At 64.9% G+C, this 24,250-nt stretch carries 18 protein-coding genes; 9 read left to right on the plus strand and 9 right to left on the minus strand.

The annotated features are described in order from the left end of the window. Nucleotides 1–26 precede the first annotated feature (26 nt). From nuoG to nuoN, 8 genes are all read left to right on the plus strand, one after another. Nucleotides 27–2,756, plus strand: a complete 2,730-nt coding sequence (nuoG, locus tag I6L39_RS18230; protein WP_216990440.1) for an NADH-quinone oxidoreductase subunit NuoG — start codon at nt 27–29, stop codon at nt 2,754–2,756. Next, on the plus strand, nt 2,753–3,718 hold the full coding sequence (gene nuoH, locus I6L39_RS18235) for an NADH-quinone oxidoreductase subunit NuoH (RefSeq protein WP_042076569.1): 966 nt from the start codon (nt 2,753–2,755) through the stop codon (nt 3,716–3,718). Before nuoG ends, nuoH begins: the two co-directional genes overlap by 4 nt. 10 nt (nt 3,719–3,728) lie before the next feature. Beyond that, nucleotides 3,729–4,271 (plus strand): NADH-quinone oxidoreductase subunit NuoI, encoded by a 543-nt coding sequence (nuoI, locus tag I6L39_RS18240; RefSeq protein WP_042076570.1) that lies wholly within the window; start codon nt 3,729–3,731, stop codon nt 4,269–4,271. 9 nt (nt 4,272–4,280) lie between these two features. Next, a complete protein-coding gene (gene nuoJ, locus I6L39_RS18245; RefSeq protein WP_042076572.1) occupies nt 4,281–4,820 on the plus strand; it encodes an NADH-quinone oxidoreductase subunit J in 540 nt (179 codons plus the stop codon). 79 nt (nt 4,821–4,899) lie between these two features. Then, nucleotides 4,900–5,208, plus strand: a complete 309-nt coding sequence (nuoK, locus tag I6L39_RS18250; RefSeq protein ID WP_010675036.1) for an NADH-quinone oxidoreductase subunit NuoK — start codon at nt 4,900–4,902, stop codon at nt 5,206–5,208. Further along, nucleotides 5,205–7,052 (plus strand): NADH-quinone oxidoreductase subunit L, encoded by a 1,848-nt coding sequence (gene nuoL, locus I6L39_RS18255; protein ID WP_216990441.1) that lies wholly within the window; start codon nt 5,205–5,207, stop codon nt 7,050–7,052. The genes nuoK and nuoL overlap by 4 nt, the downstream gene beginning before the upstream one ends. A 73-nt stretch (nt 7,053–7,125) precedes the next feature. Next, nucleotides 7,126–8,643, plus strand: a complete 1,518-nt coding sequence (gene nuoM / locus I6L39_RS18260; protein WP_216990442.1) for an NADH-quinone oxidoreductase subunit M — start codon at nt 7,126–7,128, stop codon at nt 8,641–8,643. A gap of 43 nt (nt 8,644–8,686) precedes the next feature. Next, a complete protein-coding gene (gene nuoN, locus I6L39_RS18265; protein WP_042076576.1) occupies nt 8,687–10,150 on the plus strand; it encodes an NADH-quinone oxidoreductase subunit NuoN in 1,464 nt (487 codons plus the stop codon). 247 nt (nt 10,151–10,397) lie between these two features. Here the strand turns inward: nuoN and purL are convergent, their stop codons facing one another. Next, on the minus strand, nt 10,398–14,291 hold the full coding sequence (purL, locus tag I6L39_RS18270) for a phosphoribosylformylglycinamidine synthase (RefSeq protein WP_216990443.1): 3,894 nt from the start codon (nt 14,289–14,291) through the stop codon (nt 10,398–10,400). A gap of 149 nt (nt 14,292–14,440) precedes the next feature. On the opposite strand from purL, the gene mltF reads away from it, so the two are divergent. Then, nucleotides 14,441–15,934 (plus strand): membrane-bound lytic murein transglycosylase MltF, encoded by a 1,494-nt coding sequence (gene mltF / locus I6L39_RS18275; RefSeq protein ID WP_216990444.1) that lies wholly within the window; start codon nt 14,441–14,443, stop codon nt 15,932–15,934. A gap of 324 nt (nt 15,935–16,258) precedes the next feature. On the opposite strand, the gene I6L39_RS18280 is transcribed toward mltF, so the two are convergent. From I6L39_RS18280 to tapF, 8 genes are all read right to left on the minus strand, one after another. Further along, nucleotides 16,259–16,489: a zinc ribbon domain-containing protein gene (locus I6L39_RS18280; RefSeq protein ID WP_216990445.1), complete on the minus strand. Its 231-nt coding sequence runs from the start codon at nt 16,487–16,489 to the stop codon at nt 16,259–16,261. Nucleotides 16,490–16,595: 106 nt separating this feature from the next. Beyond that, entirely contained in the window at nt 16,596–18,092 is a 1,497-nt protein-coding gene (der, locus tag I6L39_RS18285; protein WP_216990446.1) for a ribosome biogenesis GTPase Der, read from the minus strand. 74 nt (nt 18,093–18,166) lie between these two features. After that, on the minus strand, nt 18,167–19,351 hold the full coding sequence (bamB, locus tag I6L39_RS18290; protein WP_209792666.1) for an outer membrane protein assembly factor BamB: 1,185 nt from the start codon (nt 19,349–19,351) through the stop codon (nt 18,167–18,169). Beyond that, entirely contained in the window at nt 19,344–19,994 is a 651-nt protein-coding gene (locus I6L39_RS18295; RefSeq protein ID WP_042076593.1) for a tetratricopeptide repeat protein, read from the minus strand. Before I6L39_RS18295 ends, bamB begins: the two co-directional genes overlap by 8 nt. 3 nt (nt 19,995–19,997) lie before the next feature. Further along, nucleotides 19,998–21,275, minus strand: coding sequence for a histidine--tRNA ligase (hisS, locus tag I6L39_RS18300; RefSeq protein WP_042076595.1), 1,278 nt, complete (start codon nt 21,273–21,275; stop codon nt 19,998–20,000). 138 nt (nt 21,276–21,413) lie between these two features. Beyond that, the gene (gene ispG / locus I6L39_RS18305) at nt 21,414–22,529 is read right to left on the minus strand and encodes a flavodoxin-dependent (E)-4-hydroxy-3-methylbut-2-enyl-diphosphate synthase (protein ID WP_042076598.1); all 1,116 of its coding nucleotides are present in this window, start codon (nt 22,527–22,529) and stop codon (nt 21,414–21,416) included. 10 nt (nt 22,530–22,539) lie between these two features. Then, nucleotides 22,540–23,469, minus strand: coding sequence for a RodZ domain-containing protein (locus I6L39_RS18310; RefSeq protein ID WP_209792669.1), 930 nt, complete (start codon nt 23,467–23,469; stop codon nt 22,540–22,542). Then, nucleotides 23,459–24,250: a PilW family type IVa pilus biogenesis/stability lipoprotein TapF gene (gene tapF, locus I6L39_RS18315; protein ID WP_216990447.1), complete on the minus strand. Its 792-nt coding sequence runs from the start codon at nt 24,248–24,250 to the stop codon at nt 23,459–23,461. Before tapF ends, I6L39_RS18310 begins: the two co-directional genes overlap by 11 nt.

Consider the following 24,250-nt stretch of genomic DNA (forward strand, 5'->3'; position numbering starts at 1 on the left):
CACAAAACAGGTTTCAGGGAAGTTGTATGGCAACCATTCATGTAGACGGTAAAGAGTACGAGGTAGACGGGGCAGACAACCTGCTGCAAGCCTGTCTGTCGCTGGGTCTGGACGTCCCCTATTTTTGCTGGCACCCGGCGCTGGGTAGCGTCGGTGCCTGCCGCCAGTGCGCGGTCAAACAGTATCAGAATGCCGACGACAAGCGCGGCCGCCTAGTCATGTCCTGCATGACCCCCTCCACCGATGGCACCTATATCTCCATCGAGGACGAAGAGGCGAAGGAGTTTCGCAAGACGGTGGTGGAGTGGCAGATGACCAACCACCCCCACGACTGCCCGGTGTGTGAAGAGGGCGGCGCCTGCCACCTGCAGGACATGACGGTGATGACGGGCCACAACAGCCGCCGCTACCGTTTCACCAAGCGCACCCACCAGAACCAGGATCTGGGCCCCTTCATCAACCACGAGATGAACCGCTGCATCGCCTGCTACCGCTGCGTGCGCTACTACAAGGATTACGCCGGTGGCGAGGATCTCGGGGTCTATGGCGCCCACGACAACGTCTACTTCGGCCGGGTCGAGGATGGCACCCTGGAGAGCGAGTTCTCCGGCAACCTGGTGGAGGTCTGCCCCACCGGCGTCTTCACCGACAAGACCCACTCCGAGCGCTACAACCGCAAGTGGGACATGCAGTTCGCCCCCAGCATCTGCCAGGGGTGCTCGGTCGGCTGCAACATCAGCCCGGGTGAGCGCTACGGCGAGCTGCGCCGCATCGAAAACCGCTTCCACGGCGCCCTCAACCACTACTTCCTGTGCGATCGCGGCCGCTTCGGCTACGGTCACGTCAACCTGGCCGACCGCCCCCGCCAGCCCCTCTTGCAAGATGGCGGCGACAAGCTGGCCATCACGGTGGACGGTGCCCTGAACCGCGCCGCGGACGCCCTGCGCACCGCCTCCGGCGTCATCGGCATCGGCTCGCCCCGCGCCTCCCTGGAGAGCAACTTCGCCCTGCGCGAGCTGGTGGGCGCCGCCAACTTCTACTCTGGTGTTGAGCAGAGCGAGTGGGCCTGCCTGCAGAAGATGCTGCAGATCCTGGAGCAGGGCGGTGTGCGCACCCCCAGCCTGCGCGACATGGAGGAGGCCGACGCCGTGCTGGTGCTCGGCGAGGACGTCACCCAGACTGCCGCCCGCATCGCCCTGGCCCTGCGCCAGGCGGTCAAGGGCAAGGGCCGCGAGATCGCCCGCAAGCTGAAGGTGGATCTCTGGCAGGTCGCTGCGGTGCAGACCCTGGCCCAGAATGAACGCTATCCCCTGCTCATCACCAGCCTGGACGCCACCCGTCTGGACGACGTGGCGAGCGGCACCCTGCACGCCCCTCACGCGGATCAGGCGCGCCTCGGCTTTGCCATAGCGCACCTGCTTGACGGCACCGCCCCGGCGCCGACGGATCTCGCCCCCGAGCAGCAGGCCCTGGCCACCCGCTGGGCCGAACTGCTGGGCAGCGCCAGGAAGCCCCTCATCATCGCAGGCAATGGTGCCCGTTCACTGGCGCTGGTCGAGGCGGCCAGCAACATCGCCCGCGCCCTCAAGGGCCGCGGCCAGGCCGTGGAGCTCGCACTGGTGGCCCAGGAGGCCAACAGCCTGGGGCTGGCCATGCTGGCCCGGGATGCCGCCCCGCTGGAGAGCGCCCTCGAGCGTATCGAAAGGGAGGAGCAGCTCGCCCTGGTGGTGCTTGAGAACGATCTCTACCGCCGTGCGCCGCGCAGCCGGGTGGATGCCGCCCTGGATCGCCTGCAGCACCTGCTGCTGGTGGACCACCAGGACACCCAGACCGCCAAGAAGGCGAGCCTGGTGCTGCCCGCCGCCAGCTTCGCCGAAGGCGACGGGACGCTTATCAACATGGAAGGCCGCGCCCAGCGCTTCTTCCAGGTCTATTCCCCCGCCTTCTACGACGCCGACATCCAGGTGCGCGAGGGCTGGCGCTGGCTGGCCGCCCTGCAGGGGACGCTGGCGCGCAAGCCCCTGCGCTGGAGCACCTTCGACGACGTGAGCGCCGAGTGCGCCGCCAGCACCCCGCAGCTCAGCACCATGCGCGAGCCTGCTCCCAACGCCGGCCTGCGCATCCGCGGCATGAAGCTCGCCCGCGAGCCGCACCGCTACAGCGGCCGCACCTCCATGCTGGCGGATCAGAACGTGAGCGAGCCCAGGGTGGCGCAGGATCCCGACTCCCCGTTCGCCTTCTCCATGGAAGGCTACGCCGGTGCCCGCCAGCCCCTCTCCCAGGTGCCATTCGCCTGGGCACCGGGCTGGAACTCGCCCTCCGCCTGGAACAAGTTCCAGGACGAGGTGGGTGGCAACCTGCGCGCCGGGGATCCCGGCCGTCGCCTGCTGGAGCCGGGCGAGAACAGCCTCGGCTGGTTCGATGTCATCCCCGCCCCCTTCCACGCCCAGGCAGCCCTGCAGGTGGTGAGTTACGATCAGCTGTTCGGCGGCGAAGAGCTCTCCGCCCGCAGTCCGGTCATCCAGGCCCGCATGGGCGAGCCCGCCCTGGTGCTGAATCCGGCCGACGCGGCGCGTCTGGCCCTGGGCGCCGGCAGTCAGGTCGCCTTCTCCTGGGGTGGCAACCACTGGCGCCTGGCCCTGCGCCTGAGCGACAAGCTGGCCCAGGGTCTGGTGGGGCTGCCGCTCGGCGTCAACGGTCTGCCGACCGCGCTGCACCACGCCCTTCTCGATAACCTGCAGGAGGTGATCGCATGAGCGATGCGCTGATTGATCTGTTGCTGGAAATCGGCAAGGCCCTGATCGTGCTGGTGGGGATAGTGGGGGCCGGTGCCTTCATGAGCTTCATTGAGCGCCGTCTGCTGGCACTCTGGCAGGATCGTTACGGCCCCAACCGGGTTGGCCCCTTCGGCTTGCTGCAGCTGGCGGCCGACATGGTCAAGATGTTCTTCAAGGAGGACTGGATCCCGCCGTTCGCGGATCGCCGGATCTTCGTGCTGGCCCCCATCATCGCCTTCACCGCCTTCATCCTGGCGTTTGCGGTGGTGCCCATCACCCCCACCTGGGGCGTGGCGGATCTCAACGTGGGCCTGCTCTACATCCTGGCCATCGCGGGGCTGGCGGTCTACGCCGTGCTGTTCGCCGGCTGGTCGAGCAACAACAAGTACTCATTGCTCGGCAGCCTGCGCGCCTCGGCCCAGACCCTCTCCTACGAGGTGTTCCTGGGACTGTCGCTCATGGGCATCGTCATCCAGACCGGCAGCTTCAACCTGCGTGACATCGTCGAGGCCCAGGCCGGCATGTGGAACGTGATCCCCCAGATCCTGGGCTTCGTCACCTTCCTGTTCGCCGGGGTCGCCGTCACCCACCGCCACCCGTTCGATCAGCCGGAAGCCGAGCAGGAGCTCGCCGACGGCTATCACATCGAGTACGCGGGCATGAAGTGGGGTCTGTTCTTCGTAGGCGAGTACATCGGCATCGTGCTGATCTCTTCGCTCATCGTGACCCTCTTCTTCGGTGGCTGGCACGGCCCCTGGCTGCCGCCCTTCATCTGGTTCGCCCTGAAGACCGCCTGTTTCATGGTGTTCTTCATCCTGCTGCGGGCCTCCCTGCCCCGCCCGCGCTTCGACCAGGTGATGTCCTTTGGCTGGAAAGTGTGCCTGCCCCTGACCCTGCTCAACATGCTGGTCACAGGCGCAGTCGTGCTGCTGAACATGTAATGAGGCACCAATGAAAATTACGAGCATTATCAAGGGTGTCGGCACCCAACTGCGCAGCCTAGGGATGGTCTTCTCCCATGCCTGGCGCCCTCGCGAAACCCTGAGCTACCCGGAACAGCCGGTCTATGCCGCCCCGCGTTTTCGCGGCCGCATAGTGCTGACCCGCGACCCTGACGGCGACGAGCGCTGCGTGGCGTGCAACCTGTGCGCCGTCGCCTGCCCGGTCGGCTGCATCTCCCTGCAGAAGGCGGAACGGGAAGACGGCCGCTGGTACCCTGAGTTCTTTCGCATCAACTTCTCCCGCTGCATCTTCTGCGGCCTGTGCGAGGAGGCCTGCCCCACCACCGCCATCCAGCTGACGCCGGATTTCGAGATGGGGGAGTATCGCCGCCAGGATCTGGTGTACGAGAAGGAAGATCTGCTGATCAGCGGCCCCGGCAAGTACCCGGACTACAACTTCTACCGCATGAGCGGGATGGCCATCGACGGCAAGCCGAAAGGGGATGCCGAGAACGAAGCCAAGCCCATCGATGTCAAGAGCCTGCTGCCCTAGGAGTCAATCATGGAACTGGCATTCTATGCCGCGGCCCTGGTCGCCGTTTACAGCACGCTGCGGGTGATCAGCACCAGCAACCCCATGCACGCGCTGCTCAATCTCATCATCTCCCTCATCGCCGTGGCCATGATCTTCTTCTGCCTGGGCGCCGCCTTCGCAGGGGCCCTGCAGGTGATCGTCTACGCCGGCGCCATCATGGTGCTGTTCGTGTTCGTGGTGATGATGCTGAACCTGGGCTCGGCCCAGGATCAGGAGAAGAAGTGGCTCACCCCCACCACCTGGGGCGGACCCGCCCTGCTCTCCCTCGTCCTCTTGGGTTTCCTGGCCCAGGGCATCCTCGGGGTGACCGGCGGCACGCTGGGCCAGACCGACGTCAGCGCCAAGGAGGTCGGCATCGCCCTGTTCGGTCCCTACGTGCTGGCGGTGGAGCTCGCCTCCATCCTGCTGCTGGCGGGCCTGGTCACCGCCTATCACCTGGGCCGCGAGGACAAGAGCGGGGAAGTGCTCTCCGTGCCCCGCACCACACAAGAAGGAGGTCAGCAATGAGCGGCATTCCCATGGTGATGCATGGCCTGCTGCCGGCGGCCTGCCCCCTTTCCATCCAGCAAGCACAAGGAGAATGGCGATGAGTGGAATACCCATGGAGCATGGCCTCCTGCTGGCGGCCATCCTGTTCGCCATCGGCCTGTGCGGCTTGCTGATACGCCGCAACCTGCTGTTTATCCTCATGAGTATCGAAATCATGATGAATGCGTCCGCCCTGGCGTTCGTGGTGGCGGGTAGCCGCTGGGCCCAGGCCGACGGTCAGATCATGTACATACTGGTGATTTCTCTGGCGGCAGCGGAGGCCAGTATCGGCCTCGCCCTGTTACTGCTGCTCTATCGTCGTTACCACACCCTGAACGTGGACACTGTGAGCGAGATGCGCGGATGAGCCTCCTATACCTGACTTTTCTGTTCCCCCTGTTGGGATGGCTGCTGCTGGCCTTCTCCCTCGGCCGCCTCGGTGAGCGCACCTCGGCGCTCATCGGCGTCGGCAGCATAGGCCTGTCGGCCCTGACCACTGTCTGGGTCGGGTTCGACTTCCTCAATCACCCGCCGGAAGGCGGTGTCTATACCCAGACCCTGTGGCAGTGGATGACGGTGGGCGAGTTCCAGCCCGCCTTCCGCCTCTCCCTGGACGGGCTGTCGCTGACCATGCTGGGGGTGGTGACCGGGGTGGGCTTCTTCATCCACCTGTTCGCCTCCTGGTACATGCGCGGGGAAGAGGGTTATTCCCGCTTCTTCACCTACACCAACCTCTTCATCGCCAGCATGCTGTTCCTGGTGCTGGCAGACGATCTGCTGTTCGTCTACCTGGGGTGGGAAGGGGTGGGCCTGTGCAGCTACCTGCTGATCGGCTTCTACTACCGCAACCCCGCCAACGGGGCGGCCGCCCTCAAGGCGTTCGTGGTGACCCGGGTCGGTGACGTCTTCCTCGCCATCGGTCTGTTCGTGCTCTACCGCGAGCTCGGCACCCTCAACATCCACGAGCTGCTGGTGCGGGCCCCGGCCATGTTTGCCGAAGGCTCCCCTGCCCTGTCGTTCGCCTGCCTGATGCTGCTCGGCGGCGCGGTCGGCAAGTCCGCCCAGCTGCCGCTGCAGACCTGGCTGGCGGACGCCATGGCGGGCCCGACCCCGGTCTCCGCGCTGATCCACGCGGCCACCATGGTGACGGCGGGGGTCTACCTCATCGCCCGCACCCATGGCCTCTTCCTGCTGGCCCCCGAGATCCTGCATCTGGTGGCTCTGGTCGGCGCCATCACGCTGGTGCTGGCAGGCTTCGCGGCCCTGGTGCAGACCGACATCAAGCGGATCCTGGCCTACTCCACCATGAGCCAGATCGGCTACATGTTCCTGGCCCTCGGCGTCGGTGCCTGGGAAGGGGCCATCTTCCACCTGATGACCCACGCCTTCTTCAAGGCACTGCTGTTCCTCTCCGCCGGTGCTGTCATAGTCGCGACCCACCACGAGCAGAACATCTTCAAGATGGGGGGCCTTCGCAAGAGCCTGCCTCTGGTCTATGCCTGCTTCCTGGTGGGGGGCTCGGCCCTGGCCGCGCTGCCGCTGGTGACCGCCGGCTTCTACAGCAAGGACGCCATCCTGTGGCAGGTGCAGGCCAGCGGCCAGAGCGCCCTGCTGTGGGCGGGTCTGGGCGGGGCCTTCCTGACCTCCCTCTACACCTTCCGCCTCATCTTCATCGCCTTCCACGGCAAGGTGCAGACCGAGGCTCACGCCGGTCACGGCCTGGCCCACCAGCTGCCGCTGCTGGTGCTGCTGGTGCTCTCCACCGGGGTCGGCGCCCTCATCGTGCCGCCCCTGGCCGGGGTACTGCCGGCGGGCCCGGGGGATCATATCGAGGAGGGCCGTCACGCCCTGGAAATAGCCTCCGGCGTCATCGCCGTGGCGGGCATAGCGCTGGCCGCCTTCCTGTTCCTCGGTGAGCGTCGCCTGGTGAAGGGGATCGCCGAGAGCGGGCCTGGCCGTCTACTGAGCACCCTCTGGTTCAATGCCTGGGGCTTTGACTGGCTCTATGACCTGGTCTGGGTCAAGCCCTACCTGCTGGCCACCCGGCTGCTCGGCAAGGATCCGCTGGACAGGATGATGAACCTGCCGGCCGTGCTGGCACAAGCCGGCCACCAGCTGCTGGCCTGGACCGTCTCCGGCAAGCTGCGCTGGTACGCCGCCTCCATGGGGATGGGCGCCGCCCTGATCCTGGCCCTGCTGCTGCTCGGTTGATCCCATGGCATTTCAATTTCACGCAGGCCTGCGGGCCTGCACAACGACCAGAACATAGACGAGAGCTGATATCGTGACCTTACTCTGGATCTTGCTAATTCCCTTCATCGGCGGCTTGCTCTGCTGGCAGATGGAGCGGCTCGGCGGACAATTCGTCCGCTGGGTGGCCCTCGCCTCCATGAGCGCCTGCCTGGTGCTCTCCAGCGCCATCTGGCTCGGCGGTGACTTCACCCTGGCCAACCCCGGCCTGCCCGTCTGGGCCGCCGAGTGGCAACAACCCTGGATCCCCCGCTTCGGCATCTCATTGCATCTGGCGGTGGACGGCTTGTCGCTGCTGATGGTGATGCTCACCAGCTTCATCGGCGTACTGGCCATCCTCTGCTCCTGGAAGGAGATCGTGCAGCGCATCGGCTTCTTCCACCTGAACCTGCTGTGGATCCTGGGGGGCGTGCTCGGCGTCTTCATGGCGGTGGACCTGTTCCTCTTCTTCTTCTTCTGGGAGATGATGCTGGTCCCCATGTACTTCCTGATCGCGCTCTGGGGCCACTCGGTCACCGACGGCAAGTCGCGCATCAACGCCGCCACCAAGTTCTTCATCTACACCCAGGCGAGCGGCCTCATCATGCTGGTGGCCATCCTGGGCCTGGTGCTGACCCACCACGCCACCACAGGCGTCTTCACCTTCAACTATCAGGAGCTGCTGAACACCCCCATGAGCAGCACGGTCCAGTGGCTGCTGATGCTGGGCTTCTTCATCGCCTTCGCGGTCAAGATGCCCCTGGTGCCGCTCCATGGCTGGCTGCCTGACGCCCACAGCCAGGCGCCGACCGCGGGCTCCGTGGACCTGGCAGGCATCCTGCTCAAGACCGCCGCCTACGGCCTGCTGCGCTTCACCCTGCCGCTCTTCCCCGAGGCCTCCGCCGAGTTCGCCCCCTACGCCATGGGCCTCGGCCTCATCGGCATCGTCTACGGCGCCCTGCTGGCCTTCGCCCAGACCGACATCAAGCGGCTGGTGGCCTACACCAGCATCTCCCACATGGGCTTCGTGATGATCGCCATCTATTCCGGCAGCGAGCTCGCCCTGCAGGGCGCCGTGGTGCAGATGATCGCCCACGGCCTCTCCGCCGCCGGTCTCTTCATCCTGTGCGGCCAGCTCTACGAGCGCCTGCACACCCGGGATCTGCGCCAGATGGGCGGCCTCTGGGGACGCCTGCGCTACCTGCCCGGGGTCATGCTGTTCTTCTCGGTCGCTTCCCTCGGGATGCCGGGCACCGGCAACTTCGTCGGCGAATTCCTGATCCTCATCGGCAGCTTCCAGGTCGCCCCCGTCATGACCGTCATCGCCACCTTCGGCCTGGTACTGGCATCGGTCTACTCCCTCATCATGCTGCAGCGCACCTGCTTCGGTACCCCCAAGGAGGAGAGCGTGCTCAAGGGGCTGGACAAGCGGGAGCTGGCCATGATGCTGACCATAGCCGGCCTGCTGGTACTGCTCGGCCTCTATCCCCAGCCAGTGCTGGACACCGCCAGCAGCAGCCTCCTGAGCGTGCTGCACTGGTATGCGCTGCCAGACACGGGAGCGCTGCAATGATGCTTTCTCTTTTGCCTTCCATGTCCATGTCGGGAGCCCTGTCATGACGTTTACTGTTTCTCAACTGCTGGCCCTGCTGCCCCTGTTGCTGACCACAGGGGCCATGGTGGCCCTGATGCTGGCCATCGCCTGGAAGCGCTGCGACGACACCGCCTTCGTGGTGACCATCGCCGGTCTCAACCTGGCGCTCTTCTCCCTGCCCGTCGTGATGGCCCAGGGGGATCAGGGGGTCACTCCCCTGCTGCAAGTGGACAGCTATGCGGTCTTCTACATGGGGCTGGTGCTCATCGGCGCCCTGGCCACCTGTACCTTCGGCCGCACCTGGCTCAAGGGCTACCCGGACAACCGGGAAGAGTTCTACCTGCTGCTGCTCATCGCCACCGCCGGTGGTCTGGTGCTGGCAGGCTCCCGTCATCTCGCGTCGCTCTTCATCGGGATCGAGATGCTGACCCTGCCCATGTTCGGTCTGGTGGGCTATGCCTATCGCGAGCGCCATTCGCTGGAGGCCAGCATCAAGTACATGGTGCTCTCCGCCAGCGCCACCGCCTTCCTGCTGTTCGGCATGGCGCTGCTCTACGCCCAGGCCGGCAGCCTCAGCTTCAGCGATCTCGGCCTGACCCTGTCCCAGAGCCCGGCCCATCACCCGCTGCTGATGGGGGGCTTCGGCCTGATGCTGGTGGGCTTTGCCTTCAAGCTCTCCTTGGCCCCCTTCCACCTCTGGACCCCGGACGTCTACGAGGGTGCCCCTGCACCGGTCGCCACCTTCCTCGCCACCGTGAGCAAGATCGCCGTGTTCTGCGTGCTGCTGCGCTTCTACCTGGCGGTGCCGGCCACCTCGGATCCCATGATCCACTGGCTGCTGGCGGCCATGGCGGTCATCTCCATCGTGGTCGGCAACCTCCTGGCGCTGATCCAGACCAACATCAAGCGGATGATGGGTTACTCCTCCATCTCCCACTTCGGCTATCTGCTGGCGGTGGTGGTGGCGAGCCGCCTCGGCCAGATCCCGGTGGAAGCGGCGGGGGTCTACCTGCTGATGTACCTGTTCACCAGCCTGGGGGCCTTCGGCGTCATCAGCATGATGTCCAGCCCCTACCGCGGCAAAGATGCGGACTCCCTGCACAGCTACCGCGGCCTGTTCTGGAAGCGCCCTTATCTCACGGCGGTGATGACGGTGATGATGTTGTCGCTCGCGGGCATCCCCATGACCCTCGGCTTCATCGGCAAGTTCTACCTCATCGGCGTCACCGTCGAGGCGCAGCTGTGGTGGCTCTCCGGCGCCATCGTGCTCGGCAGCGCCCTGGGTCTCTACTACTACCTGCGGGTCATGGTCACCCTCTACCTGCGCGAACCCGGCATGCAGCTGCGCGATGCCAGGGCCGACTGGGCCTTCTCCTCCGGGGGCCTGGTGGTGTTGCTCTCCGCCATCCTGGTGGTATTGCTCGGCATCTACCCCCAGCCCGTCATCAGCCTGGTGCAGGGCTTCCAGCACGTGGTGCTGCGTTAAGCCTCAGGCACACAACAAAAACCGGCCCCCGTGGCCGGTTTTTTTATTCCCGATCCGAGACGATATTCATCCTGCTCCAGCCGGTAACGTGCGCCCTCCCCTTTCCCCCTCGCCATCCAGGGTCAAAGCACCGGGGCTGCTACATGCTGAGCCCTGAATCAGGATCATTCACGCAACGCTTGTGCTGCGCCCATAAAAAAACCGGCCTGTTGGCCGGTTTTCCATGGTTGCTGTGTACGCGGAGGGATTAACCCAGACGCACCCGGGCGTTTCTGAACATCCGCATCCAGGCGCCATCCTCGCCCCAGTGGTCCGGGTGCCAGGAGTTCGCCACGGTGCGGAACACCCGCTCCGGGTGCGGCATCATGATGGTGGCGCGCCCGTCCGTGGTGGTCACCGCTGTGATGCCCGCCGGTGCGCCGTTCGGGTTGGCCGGATACTGCTCGGTCACGTTGCCGCGGTTGTCGACAAAACGCAGCCCCACCAGGCCGCTCTGTTGCAGCGCCTCCAGATGGGCGACGTCGCGCACCTCCACCCGCCCTTCCCCGTGGGAGACGGCAATAGGCATCACCGAGCCCGCCATGCCGGCGAAGAAGGCGGACGGGGAGTCTTGCACCTGCACCAGGCTGAAGCGCGCCTCGAAGCGCTCGGAGCGGTTGCGCACGAAGCGCGGCCACAGATCAGCCCCAGGGATCAGGGTGCGCAGGTTGGACATCATCTGGCAACCGTTGCACACGCCCAAGGAGAGGGTATCGCCGCGCTCGAAGAAGCGCTGGAACTGCTCGCGGGCGTTGTCGTTGAACAGGATGGACTTGGCCCAGCCCTCGCCCGCCCCCAGCACGTCGCCGTAGGAGAAGCCGCCACAGGCCACCAGGGTCTGGAAATCATCCAGCTTGATGCGACCGGAGAGGATGTCGCTCATATGCACATCGACAGCGGTGAAGCCAGCGCGGTCGAACGCCGCCGCCATCTCCACGTGGGAGTTGACCCCCTGCTCGCGCAGCACCGCCAGACGGGGGGAGACCCCGCGGGCGATATAGGGGGCGGCCACGTCCTCGGACGGGTTGTAGGTCAGTCTGGCCTGCAGACCCGGATCGGTGGCGTCCTGGCGCGCGGCGTGCTCCTGATCCGCGCACTCGGGGTTGTCACGCAGGCGCTGCATCTGCCAGCTGGTCTCGCCCCAGAGGGTGCGAAGGGCGGTGCGGCTGGCGCGATACACCTCTGTCCCGGCACGCTGGAACAGGATGAGGTCGTCTTCGCGCACCGTGCCCAGCACGTGGGAGCAGGCCGCCAGGCCGTGGCCGGCCAGCAGGGTCAGCACCGCCTCCTTGTCGTCGCGGCGCACCTGGATGACGGCGCCCAGCTCCTCGTTGAACAGGGCCGGCAGCAGTTCACCGCCGATGCGGTCGAGCTGCAGGTCGAGACCGCAGTGACCGGCGAAAGCCATCTCCACCAGGGTGACGAACAGGCCGCCGTCGGAGCGGTCGTGGTAGGCAATCAGCTTGCGATCCGCCACCAGCGCCTGGATGGCGTTGAAGAAGCCCTTGAGCTGAACCGGGTTGTCCAGATCCGGGGCACTTTGCCCCAGCTGGCGATAGACCTGGGCCAGGGCGGAGGCGCCGAGGCGCTGCTTGCCGTTGCCAAGGTCGATCAGGATAAGGTCGGTCTCACCGAGATCGGTCCGCAGTTGCGGGGTCACGGTATTGCGCACGTCCTCGACCCGAGCGAAGGCGGAGATGAGCAGGGAGAGCGGCGAGGTGACGCTGTGCTCCTTGCCATCCTGCTGCCAGCGAGTCTTCATGGACATGGAGTCCTTGCCCACCGGGATGGTGATGCCAAGGGCCGGGCAGAGCTCCTCGCCCACGGCCTTCACGGCTTCGTAGAGACCGGCATCCTCCCCCGGGTGACCGGCGGCGGACATCCAGTTAGCGGAGAGCTTGACCCGCTTGAGGGAACCGATGTGGGCCGGGGCCAGGTTGGTCAGGGCCTCGGCCACCGCCATGCGGGCCGATGCGGCGTGGGAGAGCAGCGCCACCGGGGTGCGCTCGCCCATGGACATGGCTTCGCCGTGGTAGCTGTCATAGGTGGCGGCGGTGACGGCGCAGTCGGCCACCGGGATCTGCCAGGGACCGACCATCTGGTCACGGTTGACGAGGCCCGTCACGGTGCGATCGCCGATGGTGATGAGGAAGGACTTCTCCGCCACGGTCGGCAGGCGCAGCACCCGCTCGGCCGCCTCGGACAGGGTGACGCCATCCAGCGCCAGCGGCTTGCCCTGGGCCGGCAGACTCTGCACGTCGCGGTGCATCCTGGGCGCCTTGCCGAGCAGCACGTCCAGGGGCAGGTCGATGGGCTGGTTGTCAAAATGGGCATCCGAGAGGGTGAGATGCTTCTCTTCGGTGGCCGTGCCGATCACGGCATAGGGCGCGCGCTCGCGCTCGCACAGGGCCTTGAACAGGGGCAGCTTGTCCTGGGCCACGGCCAGCACGTAACGCTCCTGGGATTCGTTGCACCAGACTTCCAGCGGGCTCATGCCCGGCTCGTCGTTCGGAATGGCGCGTAAGGAGAAGCGACCGCCGCGATCCCCGTCGCTCACCAGCTCCGGCATGGCGTTGGAGAGGCCGCCCGCCCCCACGTCGTGGATGAAGACGATGGGGTTGTCGTCCCCCAGCTGCCAGCAGCGGTCGATCACCTCCTGGCAGCGGCGCTCCATCTCGGGGTTGTCACGCTGCACCGAGGCGAAGTCGAGATCTTCGGCAGACTGGCCGGAAGCCATGCTTGATGCGGCGCCGCCCCCCAGGCCGATGTTCATGGCCGGGCCACCCAGCACGATGAGGGCCGCCCCCACCGGGATCTCGCCCTTCTGAACGTGTTCGGAGCGGATGTTGCCGATGCCGCCCGCCAGCATGATGGGCTTGTGGTAGCCGCGCACCTCGACGCCGTTGTGGCTCGGCACCTGCTCTTCGAAGGTGCGGAAGTAGCCGAGGATGGCCGGACGGCCGAATTCGTTGTTGAAGGCGGCGCCGCCGAGCGGCCCCTCCTGCATGATGTCGAAGGCGCTGACGATGCGGCTCGGCTTGCCGAAATCCTGCTCCCAGGGCTGCTCGAAACCGGGGATCCGCAGGTTGGAGACGGAGAAGCCCACCAGGCCCGCCTTGGGCTTGGCGCCACGGCCTGTCGCACCCTCGTCGCGGATTTCGCCGCCGGAGCCGGTGGCGGCCCCCGGGAAGGGGGAGATGGCGGTCGGGTGGTTGTGGGTCTCCACCTTCATCAGGATGTCGACGCGCTCCTGGTGATACTGGTATTCGCCGCTGGCGGGGCTCGGGAAGAAGCGGCCCCCCTGGCTCCCTTCCATCACGGCGGCGTTGTCTTTGTAGGCAGACAGGACATGATCCGGCGTCTGCTCGAAGGTGTTCTTGATCATCTTGAACAGCGACTTGGGCTGCTGCTCACCGTCTATGGTCCAGTCGGCGTTGAAGATCTTGTGGCGGCAGTGCTCGGAGTTCGCCTGGGCGAACATGTAGAGCTCGATGTCGTTGGGGTTGCGGCCAAGCCGGGTGAAGTTCGTCACCAGATAGTCGATCTCGTCGTCCGCCAGGGCCAGCCCCAGGGCCACGTTGGCCTCTGCCAGGGCGGCGCGACCGCCACCCAGCACATCCACCTGGGTGAAGGGACGCGGCTCGTGGTGGGCAAACAGGGCGGCGGCCTCGTGCATCTCGCCGAACACCATTTCCATCATGCGGTCGTGCAGCAGGGCCGCGACCTCGCCGCGCTGTGCCGCGCTCAGCTCACCCTTGGCCTGCACGTAGTAGGCGATGCCGCGCTCGAGTCGCTTGACCTGGCTGAGGCCGCAGTTGTGGGCGATGTCGGTTGCTTTGGAAGACCAGGGGGAGATAGTGCCGGGGCGGGGGGTAACGAGGAACAGCTGACCGCTGGGGGTGTGTTCCGGAATGGTCGGGCCGTAGCGCAGCAGCTGGCCCAGGGTCGCTCGCTCCGGGGGCGACAGCGGACTCGTCAGCTCGGCAAAATGCACGTATTCGGCATAGACGCTTGCTATCTCTACTCCTCTCTGTGCGCAGCTCTGCAGCAGCTTGTGGACACGAAACTCAGACAGTGCTGGGGCACCACGCAAGATTTCCATATACCTTTCTCACCAAGTTTTAGAGTGTGGGGGGATTTGAGACGCGCGTATTATAGGGATCAGGTCCAGCCCGAACAAACGTTTTTCTCGCCCCGCACGATGTGACTCCCTCCGGACTCTCTGGTATAAAGGGGCCTCTCTTTTGACAAATGCCGATTTTTTCAACAAGGGTACTCACCTACTTGCGCTGCATTTTTCGACTGCTTACCGGGATGATGTTGACGCTGGCCCTGGCCGGTTGCGACTTCCATACCCCCTCCAGCCAGCTGGAACAGATCCGCCAACGGGGCGAGATCCGGGTCGGCACCCTCTATGGCCCCACTTCCTACTACCAGCGTGACGACGTCGCCCAGGGCTTCGACTACGAACTGGCGCAGCTCTACGCCGACTGGCTGGGGGTCAAGCTGACCATAGTGCCTGCCTACAGCACCGCCGAACTGGTCGAGCAGTTGCAAAAGGGCAGGCTGGACTTGGCCGCGGCGGCCATCGTCGTGACCCCGGAGCGGCGCAAGCTGTTCCGCTTCGGCCCCGGCTTCTATCAGGTCTCCCCCAAGCTGGTCTACCGCAACGGTGCCCCCAGGCCCAAGGATCTGGGGGACATCAAGGGCAGCATAGTGGTACCGGCCGGCTCCACCGGCGAGGATCTGATGAAGGAGCTGGCCAAGCAGCATCCCAACCTGAACTGGAGTACCAACCGGGACGCCGACGTGGAGGAGCTGCTCAAGCAGGTGGCCGATGGCGAGGTGGACTACACCGTGGTGCAGGACACCATACTGGCCCGCACCCAGCGCTACTACCCCGAGCTCACCGAGGGGCTGACCCTCGCCAACAAGCAGACCGTGGCCTGGGCCATGACCCGGCTGCCCGATGACAGCCTCTACGCCAGCGTCATCGACTTCTTCGGCCAGCGCTTCATGGACGGCGCCATCGCCAAGCTGGACGAGAAGTACTTCGGCCACGTGCAGAACTTCGATTTCGTCGACACCCGCACCTTCCTCAAGCGCGCCAAGAGCCTGCTGCCCAAGTACCAGGCGATGTTCCAGACCCACGCCAGGGAGATCGACTGGCGGCTGCTGGCGGCCATCAGCTATCAGGAGTCCCACTGGGACCCCCAGGCCCGCTCCTACACCGGGGTGCGCGGCATGATGATGCTGACCGAGCCCACCGCCAAGGCGATGGGGGTCAGCGACAGAACCCATCCGGAGGAAAGCATCAAGGGCGGTGCCCGCTACCTGGAGGAGATGATGGAGAAGGTGCCGGACTCGGTACCGGCCGACGAGAAGGTGTGGTTCGCCCTCACCGCCTACAACATCGGCTACGGCCACATGATGGATGCCCGTCGGCTGACCAAGCAGCTCGGCAAGAACCCGGACGCCTGGAGCGACGTGAAGGAGGTGCTGCCCCTGCTGCAGCAGTCACGCTGGCATCGCAAGGTGCGCTACGGCTATGCCCGGGGCGGCGAGGCGCGCAACTATGTCAACAACGTGCGCCAGTACTACCAGAGCCTGCTCTGGCTCGACAACGAGCAGCAGAAGGCCCACCGCCGAGAGGAGCTGGATGAGGACGACAGCAGCGAGCCGGCCGCCCCGGCAGAGCGTCCCGCCATCATCGCCGAGGTGGTCAAGCAGATCATCACCCCCTAGCCCTGGGGGGTGTGTTTTCCCGGCAGATTCTCTGTTAACATCCAACCAGATCCGAGGGGACGCGAGTCTGGCTTATTGCAATGTATTCATCACGTTGCATTACCTGCCCAGCCACCCTTCGGCCGAGGAGACCAGGGAGGATAACAAGATGCGAGCACGCAGAAGAGCCATATTGGCCCGAAAAACCAAATGTGCCTGGAGCCCGAGACGCAAGCTCAAGCTGGCCGACATGAAGCGCAAGATCTGGCACAGAAATCGCTCCTTCACGCTGCTGATAGCGGAGCACACAGTATAAACCCGGCATCCGCCGGGTTTTTTATTCCCTCATGCCCCCGCCGCCAGCGCCTCGAACTGCACCCTGCGCTTGGAAACCAGGGTATTGCAGTGATTGCAGAAATAATCCACGGCGCCGCAGGCCCGAAGCCGCTCCAGCGCCTGCTGGCAGGTCGGACACAGGGCCCGGATGCGATAACGGATCTGGCACTGGCAGCAACAGGTCTCGTCACTGCGGCTGTCCAGCTCCCCCCGGCAGGCCGGGCAGACAAGATGGCTCATGATTGGCTCCTCGCAAAGTGAATGTGCGCTGGGCGGGCCCACTGCACATTCCCCTCCTCCATCGACCCCAAGAAAAACGGCTGCCGGTGAGGGCAGCCGCAGGGCCTTACTTCTTCGCCTTGGCCTTGAGCAGACGCTTGCGCTGACGCTCCTGGCTCAGGGTCAAGGTGTTCTTCTTGCCCTCGAACGGGTTGACCGACTCCTGGAACTCGACCCGGATCGGGGTGCCCATGATCTTCAGGGACTTGCGGAAATAGTTGATGAGATACCGCTTGTAGGAGTCCGGCAAGTCGTTCAGCTGGTTGCCGTGGATCACGATGCGCGGCGGGTTGTAGCCACCGGCGTGGGCATACTTCAGCTTGACCCGGCGACCGTTCACCATGGGCGGCTGGTGATCTTCCTGGGCCATCTGCATGATCCGGGTCAGCATGGCGGTGCTGGTGCGGCGGGTGGCGGACTCGTAGGCCTCGTTGATGGACTCGAACAGGTGGCCGACGCCGCTGCCGTGCAGGGCGGAGATGAAGTGGATGCGGGCGAAGTCGATGAAGCCCAGACGACGGTCCAGCTCGTTCTTGACGTCCTCTTTGACCTTCTGATCCAGGCCGTCCCACTTGTTCACCACCAGCACCACGGAGCGGCCGCTGTTGAGCACGAAGCCGAGGATGCTCAAGTCCTGATCCGTGATGGTCTCGCGGGCGTCGATCACCAGCAGGCAGACGTTGGCATCTTCAATCGCCTTGAGGGTCTTGATGACGGAGAACTTCTCCACCGTCTCGTGCACCTTGCCGCGGCGGCGCACGCCGGCGGTGTCGATGACCACGTACTTCTGCTCGTCGCGCTCCATGGGGATGTAGACGGAGTCGCGGGTGGTGCCCGGCATGTCATAGACGATGACCCTATCTTCACCCAGCATGCGGTTGGTCAGGGTGGACTTGCCGACGTTGGGGCGACCGACGATGGCAAACTTGATGGGCAGGTCGGCGAACGGCGTCTCCTTGGTGTCCTCTCGGGTGTCCAGCTCGCCCGTGGCCAGCATGCGCACCAGCGCCTCTTCGTCGAACTCCTCCTGCTCCTCGTCCGCCGCCTGTTCGGCCGCAGACTCCACCAGGGTCTCCAGATGGGGGGCCAGCGCCAGCTCCAGCAGGCTCAGCACGCCGCGACCGTGGGCGGCCGCCATCTGGTAGACCTCCCCCAGGGCCAGGCCGTAGAACTCGGACACCGCGGAGTCGCCGTCGATGCCGTCTGTCTTGTTGGCCACCAGAAACACCTTCTTGTGGGTCTTGCGCAGGTGCTCGGCGATGGCCTGATCCGCCGCGGTCAGGCCGGCGCGCGCATCCACCATGAAGAGCACCACATCGGCCTCTTCGATGGCCAGCAGGGACTGCTCGGCCATCTTCAGCTCGATCCCCTCCTCGGTGCCATCGATACCGCCGGTGTCGACCACGATAAATTCCAGCTCGCCCAGCTTCGCCTGGCCGTATTTACGGTCCCGGGTCAGGCCGGGGAAGTCGGCCACCAGGGCATCCCGGGTACGGGTCAGGCGGTTGAACAGGGTGGATTTCCCCACGTTGGGGCGGCCCACCAGGGCTACTACAGGAGTCATAAAAGCCTCATTCTCAAGACGACAAAGGCTCCGGGTCCGAAGACCAGGAGCCGGAGATTCATATTAACGGGCGCTCAGGGACGCTTGACAGCGTACAGCTTGCCGCCACGGCTCTGCACATACAGGGTGTCGCCATCCACCAGGGGGGCGGCGTACAGACCACTGCTGTCGAGCTGCTGCATGGCCTTGATGGAGCCGTCGGTACGGTCCAGCCAATACAGATAACCTTCCACATCCCCGACCACCACATAGTCACCCAGGATGACGGGGGCGGTCACGGTGCGGTTTTCCAGCTGGGTGTTGGACCACAGCTCGAGCCCGTTGCGACGGTCCACCGCAAACAGGTGGCTGCGGCTGTCGGTCAGCACGATGGCATTGCCAGTCACCGCCATGTCGCGGTAGCCGGAATACTTGCGCTTCCATACCTCGTCGCCGCTCATCAGCTTGCGGGCCATCAGCTGGCCATTGTAGGCGATGGCATAGAGCTCGTCGCCGGCGATGAGGGGGGCGGCATCCACGTCCACCATGCGATCCAGCTCGGTGGCGCCGCGCGGGTCGGCCACCTTGGACTGGCGCACCGGCTGACCATTGCTCAGCAGGGCGATGCCCACCTTGCCATCGGCGCGGCCGTACAGCACGGCGCCGTTGGTGATGACGGGGGCACCGGCACTGCGCAGGGTCAGGGGCGGCTGCTCTTCGGACAGGGTCCACTGCAGCTTGCCCTCGTCGGTATCGAGCGCCACCAGGCGGCCCGAGGTGGTCAGCACCACCACACGGCCATCCTCGACGGCGGGGCTCGCCACCACCTCACCCGGTACCGTGGTCTGCCACAGCACCTCCCCGTTCTCCGCGTTCAGGGCGTAGACCACCCCGTTCTCGGAGCCGAGGAACAGCTTGCCGTAGCGAGAGACCAGGCCGCCGGAGAGACGGGCGCTGCGCTTGTCGGCGTTGATGGGCAAGTCAGCCAGATCCACGCTCCACAGCTCCTTGCCGCTGTCGCGCTCGAAGGCGGTCACGTCGCCATCCCGGGCCGCCGCATAGATGCGGTCCTCTTCCACCACCGGCTTGAGCTGGGAGTAGAAGTCGCCGATGCCATCCCCCACCGAGGAGGACCAGGCGGTGTCTGCCGTGAACGCGGACTCCACCGTGGGCAGGGGCGCCATGGGGTTGAGATCCTCTTCGGAACTGAACAGGGAGCACCCCTGCAGGGCCAGGGAGACGGCCGCCCCCAGCACCACTCGCTTGTACAGATTACGCATCCGGAGCCTCGCCCGCAGTGACCGCTGGCAGCGCCAGATCGTCCATCTTCAGCTTGAGTTCGCTGCTCGACTGCAGGCCGCCGGCATCGGCCGCCGCCTGGTAGGCATCGCGGGCCTCTTCGGCCTTGCCCTGCTTCTGCAGGATGTCGCCGCGCACTTCCGCCACCTGGGCCTTGAAGGCGTCGTTGCCGATCTTGCCAAGCTGGGCCAGGGCCTCGTCGGCCTTGCCCTGATCGTTCAGGACGCGGGCCAGGCGCAGGGCGGCGATGGGCTTGATGCTGTCGTCACCGTTTGCGGCGACCTGGGTCAGCTGCTCGGCGGCCAGATCCAGCTTGCCCGCCTTGACCGCTGCTGCGGCCAGCTGCAGGGAAGCCAGCTCGGCATAGGCGTCGCCCTGATGGGCGGCGATGAAGCTCTTCGCCTGCTCCAGGGCGGCGTCGTCCCCCTTGGCGAGCTGGGCAGTCATGGCGTTGTAAGCCTGGGAGGCGGCTTCCTGGTTGCTCTGCTGCATCTCGTTGTAGTAGCGCCAGCCAAACAGCCCCACCAGACCGATCACGGTCCCGGCGATCACCGAGGTGCCGTTCTCTTTCCACCAGCTCTTGATGACCTCAACCTGTTGTTCTTCGGTGGTATAGACTTCCACAGCTTACTCTCCTTTAGCTGCCAGCAGGGCGATGGCGGCATCGACCGAGACGGTCTGTTGCTCGGCCTGGCCACGCAGATATTTGATGGTGATCTCCCCGCTTTGCACCTCGGTCTCGCCGAGGATCAGGGCAATGGCCGCGCCGCTCTTGTCGGCACGCTTGAGTTGTTTCTTGAAGTTGCCGCCGCCGCAGTGACTCATCAGGCGAAGGTCAGGCAGGGCATCGCGCAGCCGCTCGGCCAGGGCAAAGCCCGCCTGCTCGGTCCCCTCGCCCACCATGCAGAGATAGACATCCACCGCCGGGCGGATGTCGGCGTTGAGCTCCAGGGTCTCCAGCATCAGTACCAGACGCTCCATCCCCATGGCAAAGCCCACCGCCGGGGTCGGTTGGCCGCCGAGCTGCTCCACCAGGCCGTCGTAGCGACCGCCGGCACAGACGGTGCCCTGGGCACCCAGGCTGTTGGTGACCCACTCGAACACGGTGAGGTTGTAGTAGTCGAGACCGCGTACCAGACGCTCGTTCACCTCGAACTGTATGCCGGCGGCCGTGAGCAGGCGCTTGAGCCCTTCGAAGTGAGCCAGGCTCTCTTCGCCCAGGTGATCGAACAGGCGCGGCGCCCCGACCAGGATGGCCTGCACCTTCTCGTCCTTGGAGTCCAGCACCCGCAGGGGGTTGCTGTACATGCGGCGCTGGCTCTCTTCGTCCAGCTGATCCTTGTACTGCTCCAGGTAGGCCACCAGGGCATCGCGATAGGCGGCGCGCTCGGCACTCTGACCAAGGGTATTGAGCTGCAGGGTGACGTGATCCTGGATGCCGAACAGACGCCACAGGCGATGGGTCAGCATGATGAGCTCGGCGTCGATGTCAGGCCCGTTGATGCCGAACAGCTCGACCCCGAACTGGTGGAACTGGCGATAGCGGCCCTTCTGGGGACGCTCGTGGCGGAACATGGGGCCCATGTACCACATCCGGCGCTCCTGGTTGTAGAGCAGGCCGTGTTCGATGCCGGCGCGCACGCAGCTGGCGGTCCCTTCCGGACGCAGGCTCAGGCTGTCACCGTTGCGATCTTCGAAGGTGTACATCTCTTTTTCGACCACGTCGGTCACTTCACCGATGGCGCGCTTGAACAGATGGGTCTGCTCGACGATGGGCATGCGCACTTCGCTGTAGCCATAGCTGGCCACGACCTGGCGCAGGATCTGTTCCACTTTCTGCCATACCGGGCTCTGCTCCGGCAGGCAATCATTCATACCGCGAATCGCTTGGATCTGTTTTGCCACGTTGATACTCGAGAAAAAGAGGTAAAATTTGGCCGCATTATAGGGATTTTCGACCCCGAGGTAAAATCGGGTGCCCGGATGCGGGATTCAAAATCAATAACCTAAAGCCGGGGCCACCCCAGGTGGCCCCTTCATGGTTCAACCTTTGTCCACCTGGATCTGGTTGGCCGGATCCAGCATGGCCGCCCGGGCACGGATGCGTCGCTCCAGGGTCGGCACGAGATCCTTGTTATCGAGCCGGTCGACCCGCTGGCCCCCCTCGTAGAAGGCGCTCTTGTTGGCCGCACCGGCGAGGCCCAGATCGGAGACCAGCGCCTCCCCCGGGCCGTTCACCACGCAGCCGATGATGGAAACATCCATCGGGGTGATGATGTCTTCCAGCCGCTCTTCCAGGGCATTGACGGTGCCGATGACGTCGAACTCCTGACGGGAGCAGGAGGGACAGGCGATGAAGTTGATGCCGCGGGAGCGGATACGCAGGGATTTCAGAATGTCGAAGCCCACCTTCACCTCCTCCACCGGATCGGCGGCGAGCGAGATGCGCAGGGTGTCACCTATGCCCTCGCTCAGCAGCATGCCGAGGCCGATAGCGGACTTGACCGCACCGGCTCTGAAGCCGCCCGCTTCCGTGATACCCAGATGCAGGGGTTGATCGATCTGCTTCGCCAGCAGGCGATAGGCACCGACGGCGAGGAAGACGTCGGACGCCTTGACGCTCACCTTGAAGTTGTCGAAGTTGAGGCGATCCAGATAATCCACGTGGCGCATGGCCGATTCCAGCAGGGCCTCGGGAGTCGGCTCGCCGTACTTCTCCTGGAGATCTTTCTCCAGGGAGCCGCCGTTGACGCCGATGCGGATCGGGATGTTGTAGTGACGGGCGCAGTCGACCACGGCGCGCACCCGCTCCTCGTTACCGATGTTGCCCGGGTTGATGCGCAGGCAGTCGGCACCGTACTCGGCCACTTTCAGGGCGATGCGGTAGTCGAAGTGGATGTCGGCGACGATGGGAATGCGGGTCTGCTGCTTGATGAGCCGGAAGGCCTCCGCCGCCTCCATGGTGGGTACGGAGACCCGGACTATGTCGGCACCGACCCGCTCGATCCGCTGGATCTGCTCGACGGTGGCGGCCACGTCCGTAGTCTTGGTGTTGGTCATGGTCTGCACCGTGATGGGGGCATCGCCCCCGACCGGTACGTTGCCGACCATGATCTGCCTGGATTTGCGACGAACGATGGGAGATTCGTGTGCGGACATGGCGAACAGATTACTCCTGCGGCAGTGAGAAGCGGGCAGTTCGGCCGTTGTTGTAACGGCTCATGTCGAAGGACTTGCCCTGGTATTCGAGATTGACCGCCATGGGCGCGCCAATGATGAATTTGAGTGGCTCGGGTCCTTCCAGCACAAGCTCGTCGTTCGCCTTCTTCAGGCCGCTGAACAGGGTCTTGCCGTTGGCATCCTTGACATCCAGCCAGCAGTCGGCGGTGAAGCTCATCTTGAGCTGCGGCGCCTTGGCCGGCTCTGTGGTCGCGCTCTCGGCAGGGGACGCTGTCGCCACCGCGGCAGAGGCATCCGTCGTCACGGCGGCGCTGGGCGCGGCCACGGCGACCGGCACAGTGGCGACGGCATCGCTCACCGCAGGCGCGGTGGAGACGGCATCAGAGGTGGCGGGCAGCACGGGCGCGGCGACCTCGACCGCAGTCGGGACGGCGGCGCTCGGGGTGTTGTCGATGCCGCTCATCTCGGTGGCGGCCAGGGCCTCGTCACCGGCGGAGCGGCGCGCCGTGCTCTGCCACCACCAGGCGACGGAGAGGGCGATCAGCACCAGGATCACCAGCCAGGTCACCACCTTGAGCCGGCTGTCGTTGGCCTGCTGGCGGGAGCGGCGGGAGAAGCTCTGCATGTCGATGTTGTCGGGAGGCGTCAGTCCCAGCTTGTCGTAAGCGGCGAGGATTGTCTCCTCGGGAATGCCGACGAGCTTGGCATAGGCGCGCAGATAGCCACGAATGAAGGTGTGGGACGTGTGCTTGTCGTAGGTATCCGCCTCGATGGCGGCGATCAGGGTCAGACGAAGGTGAATGCGGGACGCAACCTGTTCCCGGGTCCAGCCGAGCTGTTCACGGGCGTTGCGCAGCAGCTGGCCTGGGCCCGCTGCCTGGGAGTCGTCTTGGAAATCGTGTGGCTGTTCAGTAGTCATTGGCTAAGTAACGCTTGGCTTGTTGCGAAGTGGGATATTGCCTTACCAGCTCAGTCCCGAATTGGTGAAGTAATGCCGGTTTGTCCATGGCCTGGGCCAGCCGCAGCCGGAGCCAGAGGCTCTCCTCGTTTTCCTCCGCCACTTCGGCAAAGCGAACGAGGTAAGACTGAACATCAGGCAGCTTGCCATCTTTCATGGAAAGCTCCGCCATGTCCAGCAATAACCTAGGATTGCGGGGATTATACCCCAAGGCCAGGCGATAATACTCACTCGCCTTGTCATTTCTGTGATTTTGCATCGAGCAGAGCGCCGCATTCTCGTAGGTATCGGCGATTTTCACGTAATCGGGCTGGCTGACCGCCTGCAGGAAGGCTCTCTCCGCCTCCTCGAAACGACCGCGATTGCAGAGGAAGGCGCCGTAGTTGTTCATCGCGTCAGCATTGGTCGGGTCCATGGCCAGCGCTTTCTTGTAGTTCTCCTCGGCCGCCTTGAAATCCGACACCTGTTGGTAGAAATAGGCGAAACCGATATAGACCTGAGGGTTGCCGGGATCGTACTGGAGGGCGCGGTCGAGGTTGAATTTGGCCTGCTCGGCATTGCCCTGACGCAGGTACTGGATCCCCAGATCGAGGCGAGTCTGGGCGGCGGCCTTGAGATCGGGACCCACCTCGCGCTGGGTCGAATTCTGCCCGGCATAGGTGGTCTCGGTGACACAGCCTGGCAGCGCGCAGAGCGCTGCCACTACGATCAATGTACGGATATCCATTTCCTGTCTATACAA

It is taken from the genome of Aeromonas sp. FDAARGOS 1409, from assembly GCF_019048705.1.
Classification (GTDB): domain Bacteria; phylum Pseudomonadota; class Gammaproteobacteria; order Enterobacterales; family Aeromonadaceae; genus Aeromonas; species Aeromonas sanarellii.

Coding starts and splice junctions, on each gene's coding strand:
- nuoL (WP_216990441.1), top strand. CDS start 5,205: ATGAGCCTCCTATACCTGACTTTTCTGTTCCCCCTGTTGGGATGGCTG.
- nuoJ (WP_042076572.1), top strand. CDS start 4,281: ATGGAACTGGCATTCTATGCCGCGGCCCTGGTCGCCGTTTACAGCACG.
- nuoK (WP_010675036.1), top strand. CDS start 4,900: ATGAGTGGAATACCCATGGAGCATGGCCTCCTGCTGGCGGCCATCCTG.
- nuoI (WP_042076570.1), top strand. CDS start 3,729: ATGAAAATTACGAGCATTATCAAGGGTGTCGGCACCCAACTGCGCAGC.
- der (WP_216990446.1), bottom strand. CDS start 18,092: ATGACTCCTGTAGTAGCCCTGGTGGGCCGCCCCAACGTGGGGAAATCC.
- bamB (WP_209792666.1), bottom strand. CDS start 19,351: ATGCGTAATCTGTACAAGCGAGTGGTGCTGGGGGCGGCCGTCTCCCTG.
- mltF (WP_216990444.1), top strand. CDS start 14,441: ATGCCGATTTTTTCAACAAGGGTACTCACCTACTTGCGCTGCATTTTT.
- I6L39_RS18280 (WP_216990445.1), bottom strand. CDS start 16,489: ATGAGCCATCTTGTCTGCCCGGCCTGCCGGGGGGAGCTGGACAGCCGC.
- ispG (WP_042076598.1), bottom strand. CDS start 22,529: ATGTCCGCACACGAATCTCCCATCGTTCGTCGCAAATCCAGGCAGATC.
- purL (WP_216990443.1), bottom strand. CDS start 14,291: ATGGAAATCTTGCGTGGTGCCCCAGCACTGTCTGAGTTTCGTGTCCAC.
- nuoN (WP_042076576.1), top strand. CDS start 8,687: ATGACGTTTACTGTTTCTCAACTGCTGGCCCTGCTGCCCCTGTTGCTG.
- I6L39_RS18310 (WP_209792669.1), bottom strand. CDS start 23,469: ATGACTACTGAACAGCCACACGATTTCCAAGACGACTCCCAGGCAGCG.
- nuoH (WP_042076569.1), top strand. CDS start 2,753: ATGAGCGATGCGCTGATTGATCTGTTGCTGGAAATCGGCAAGGCCCTG.
- nuoG (WP_216990440.1), top strand. CDS start 27: ATGGCAACCATTCATGTAGACGGTAAAGAGTACGAGGTAGACGGGGCA.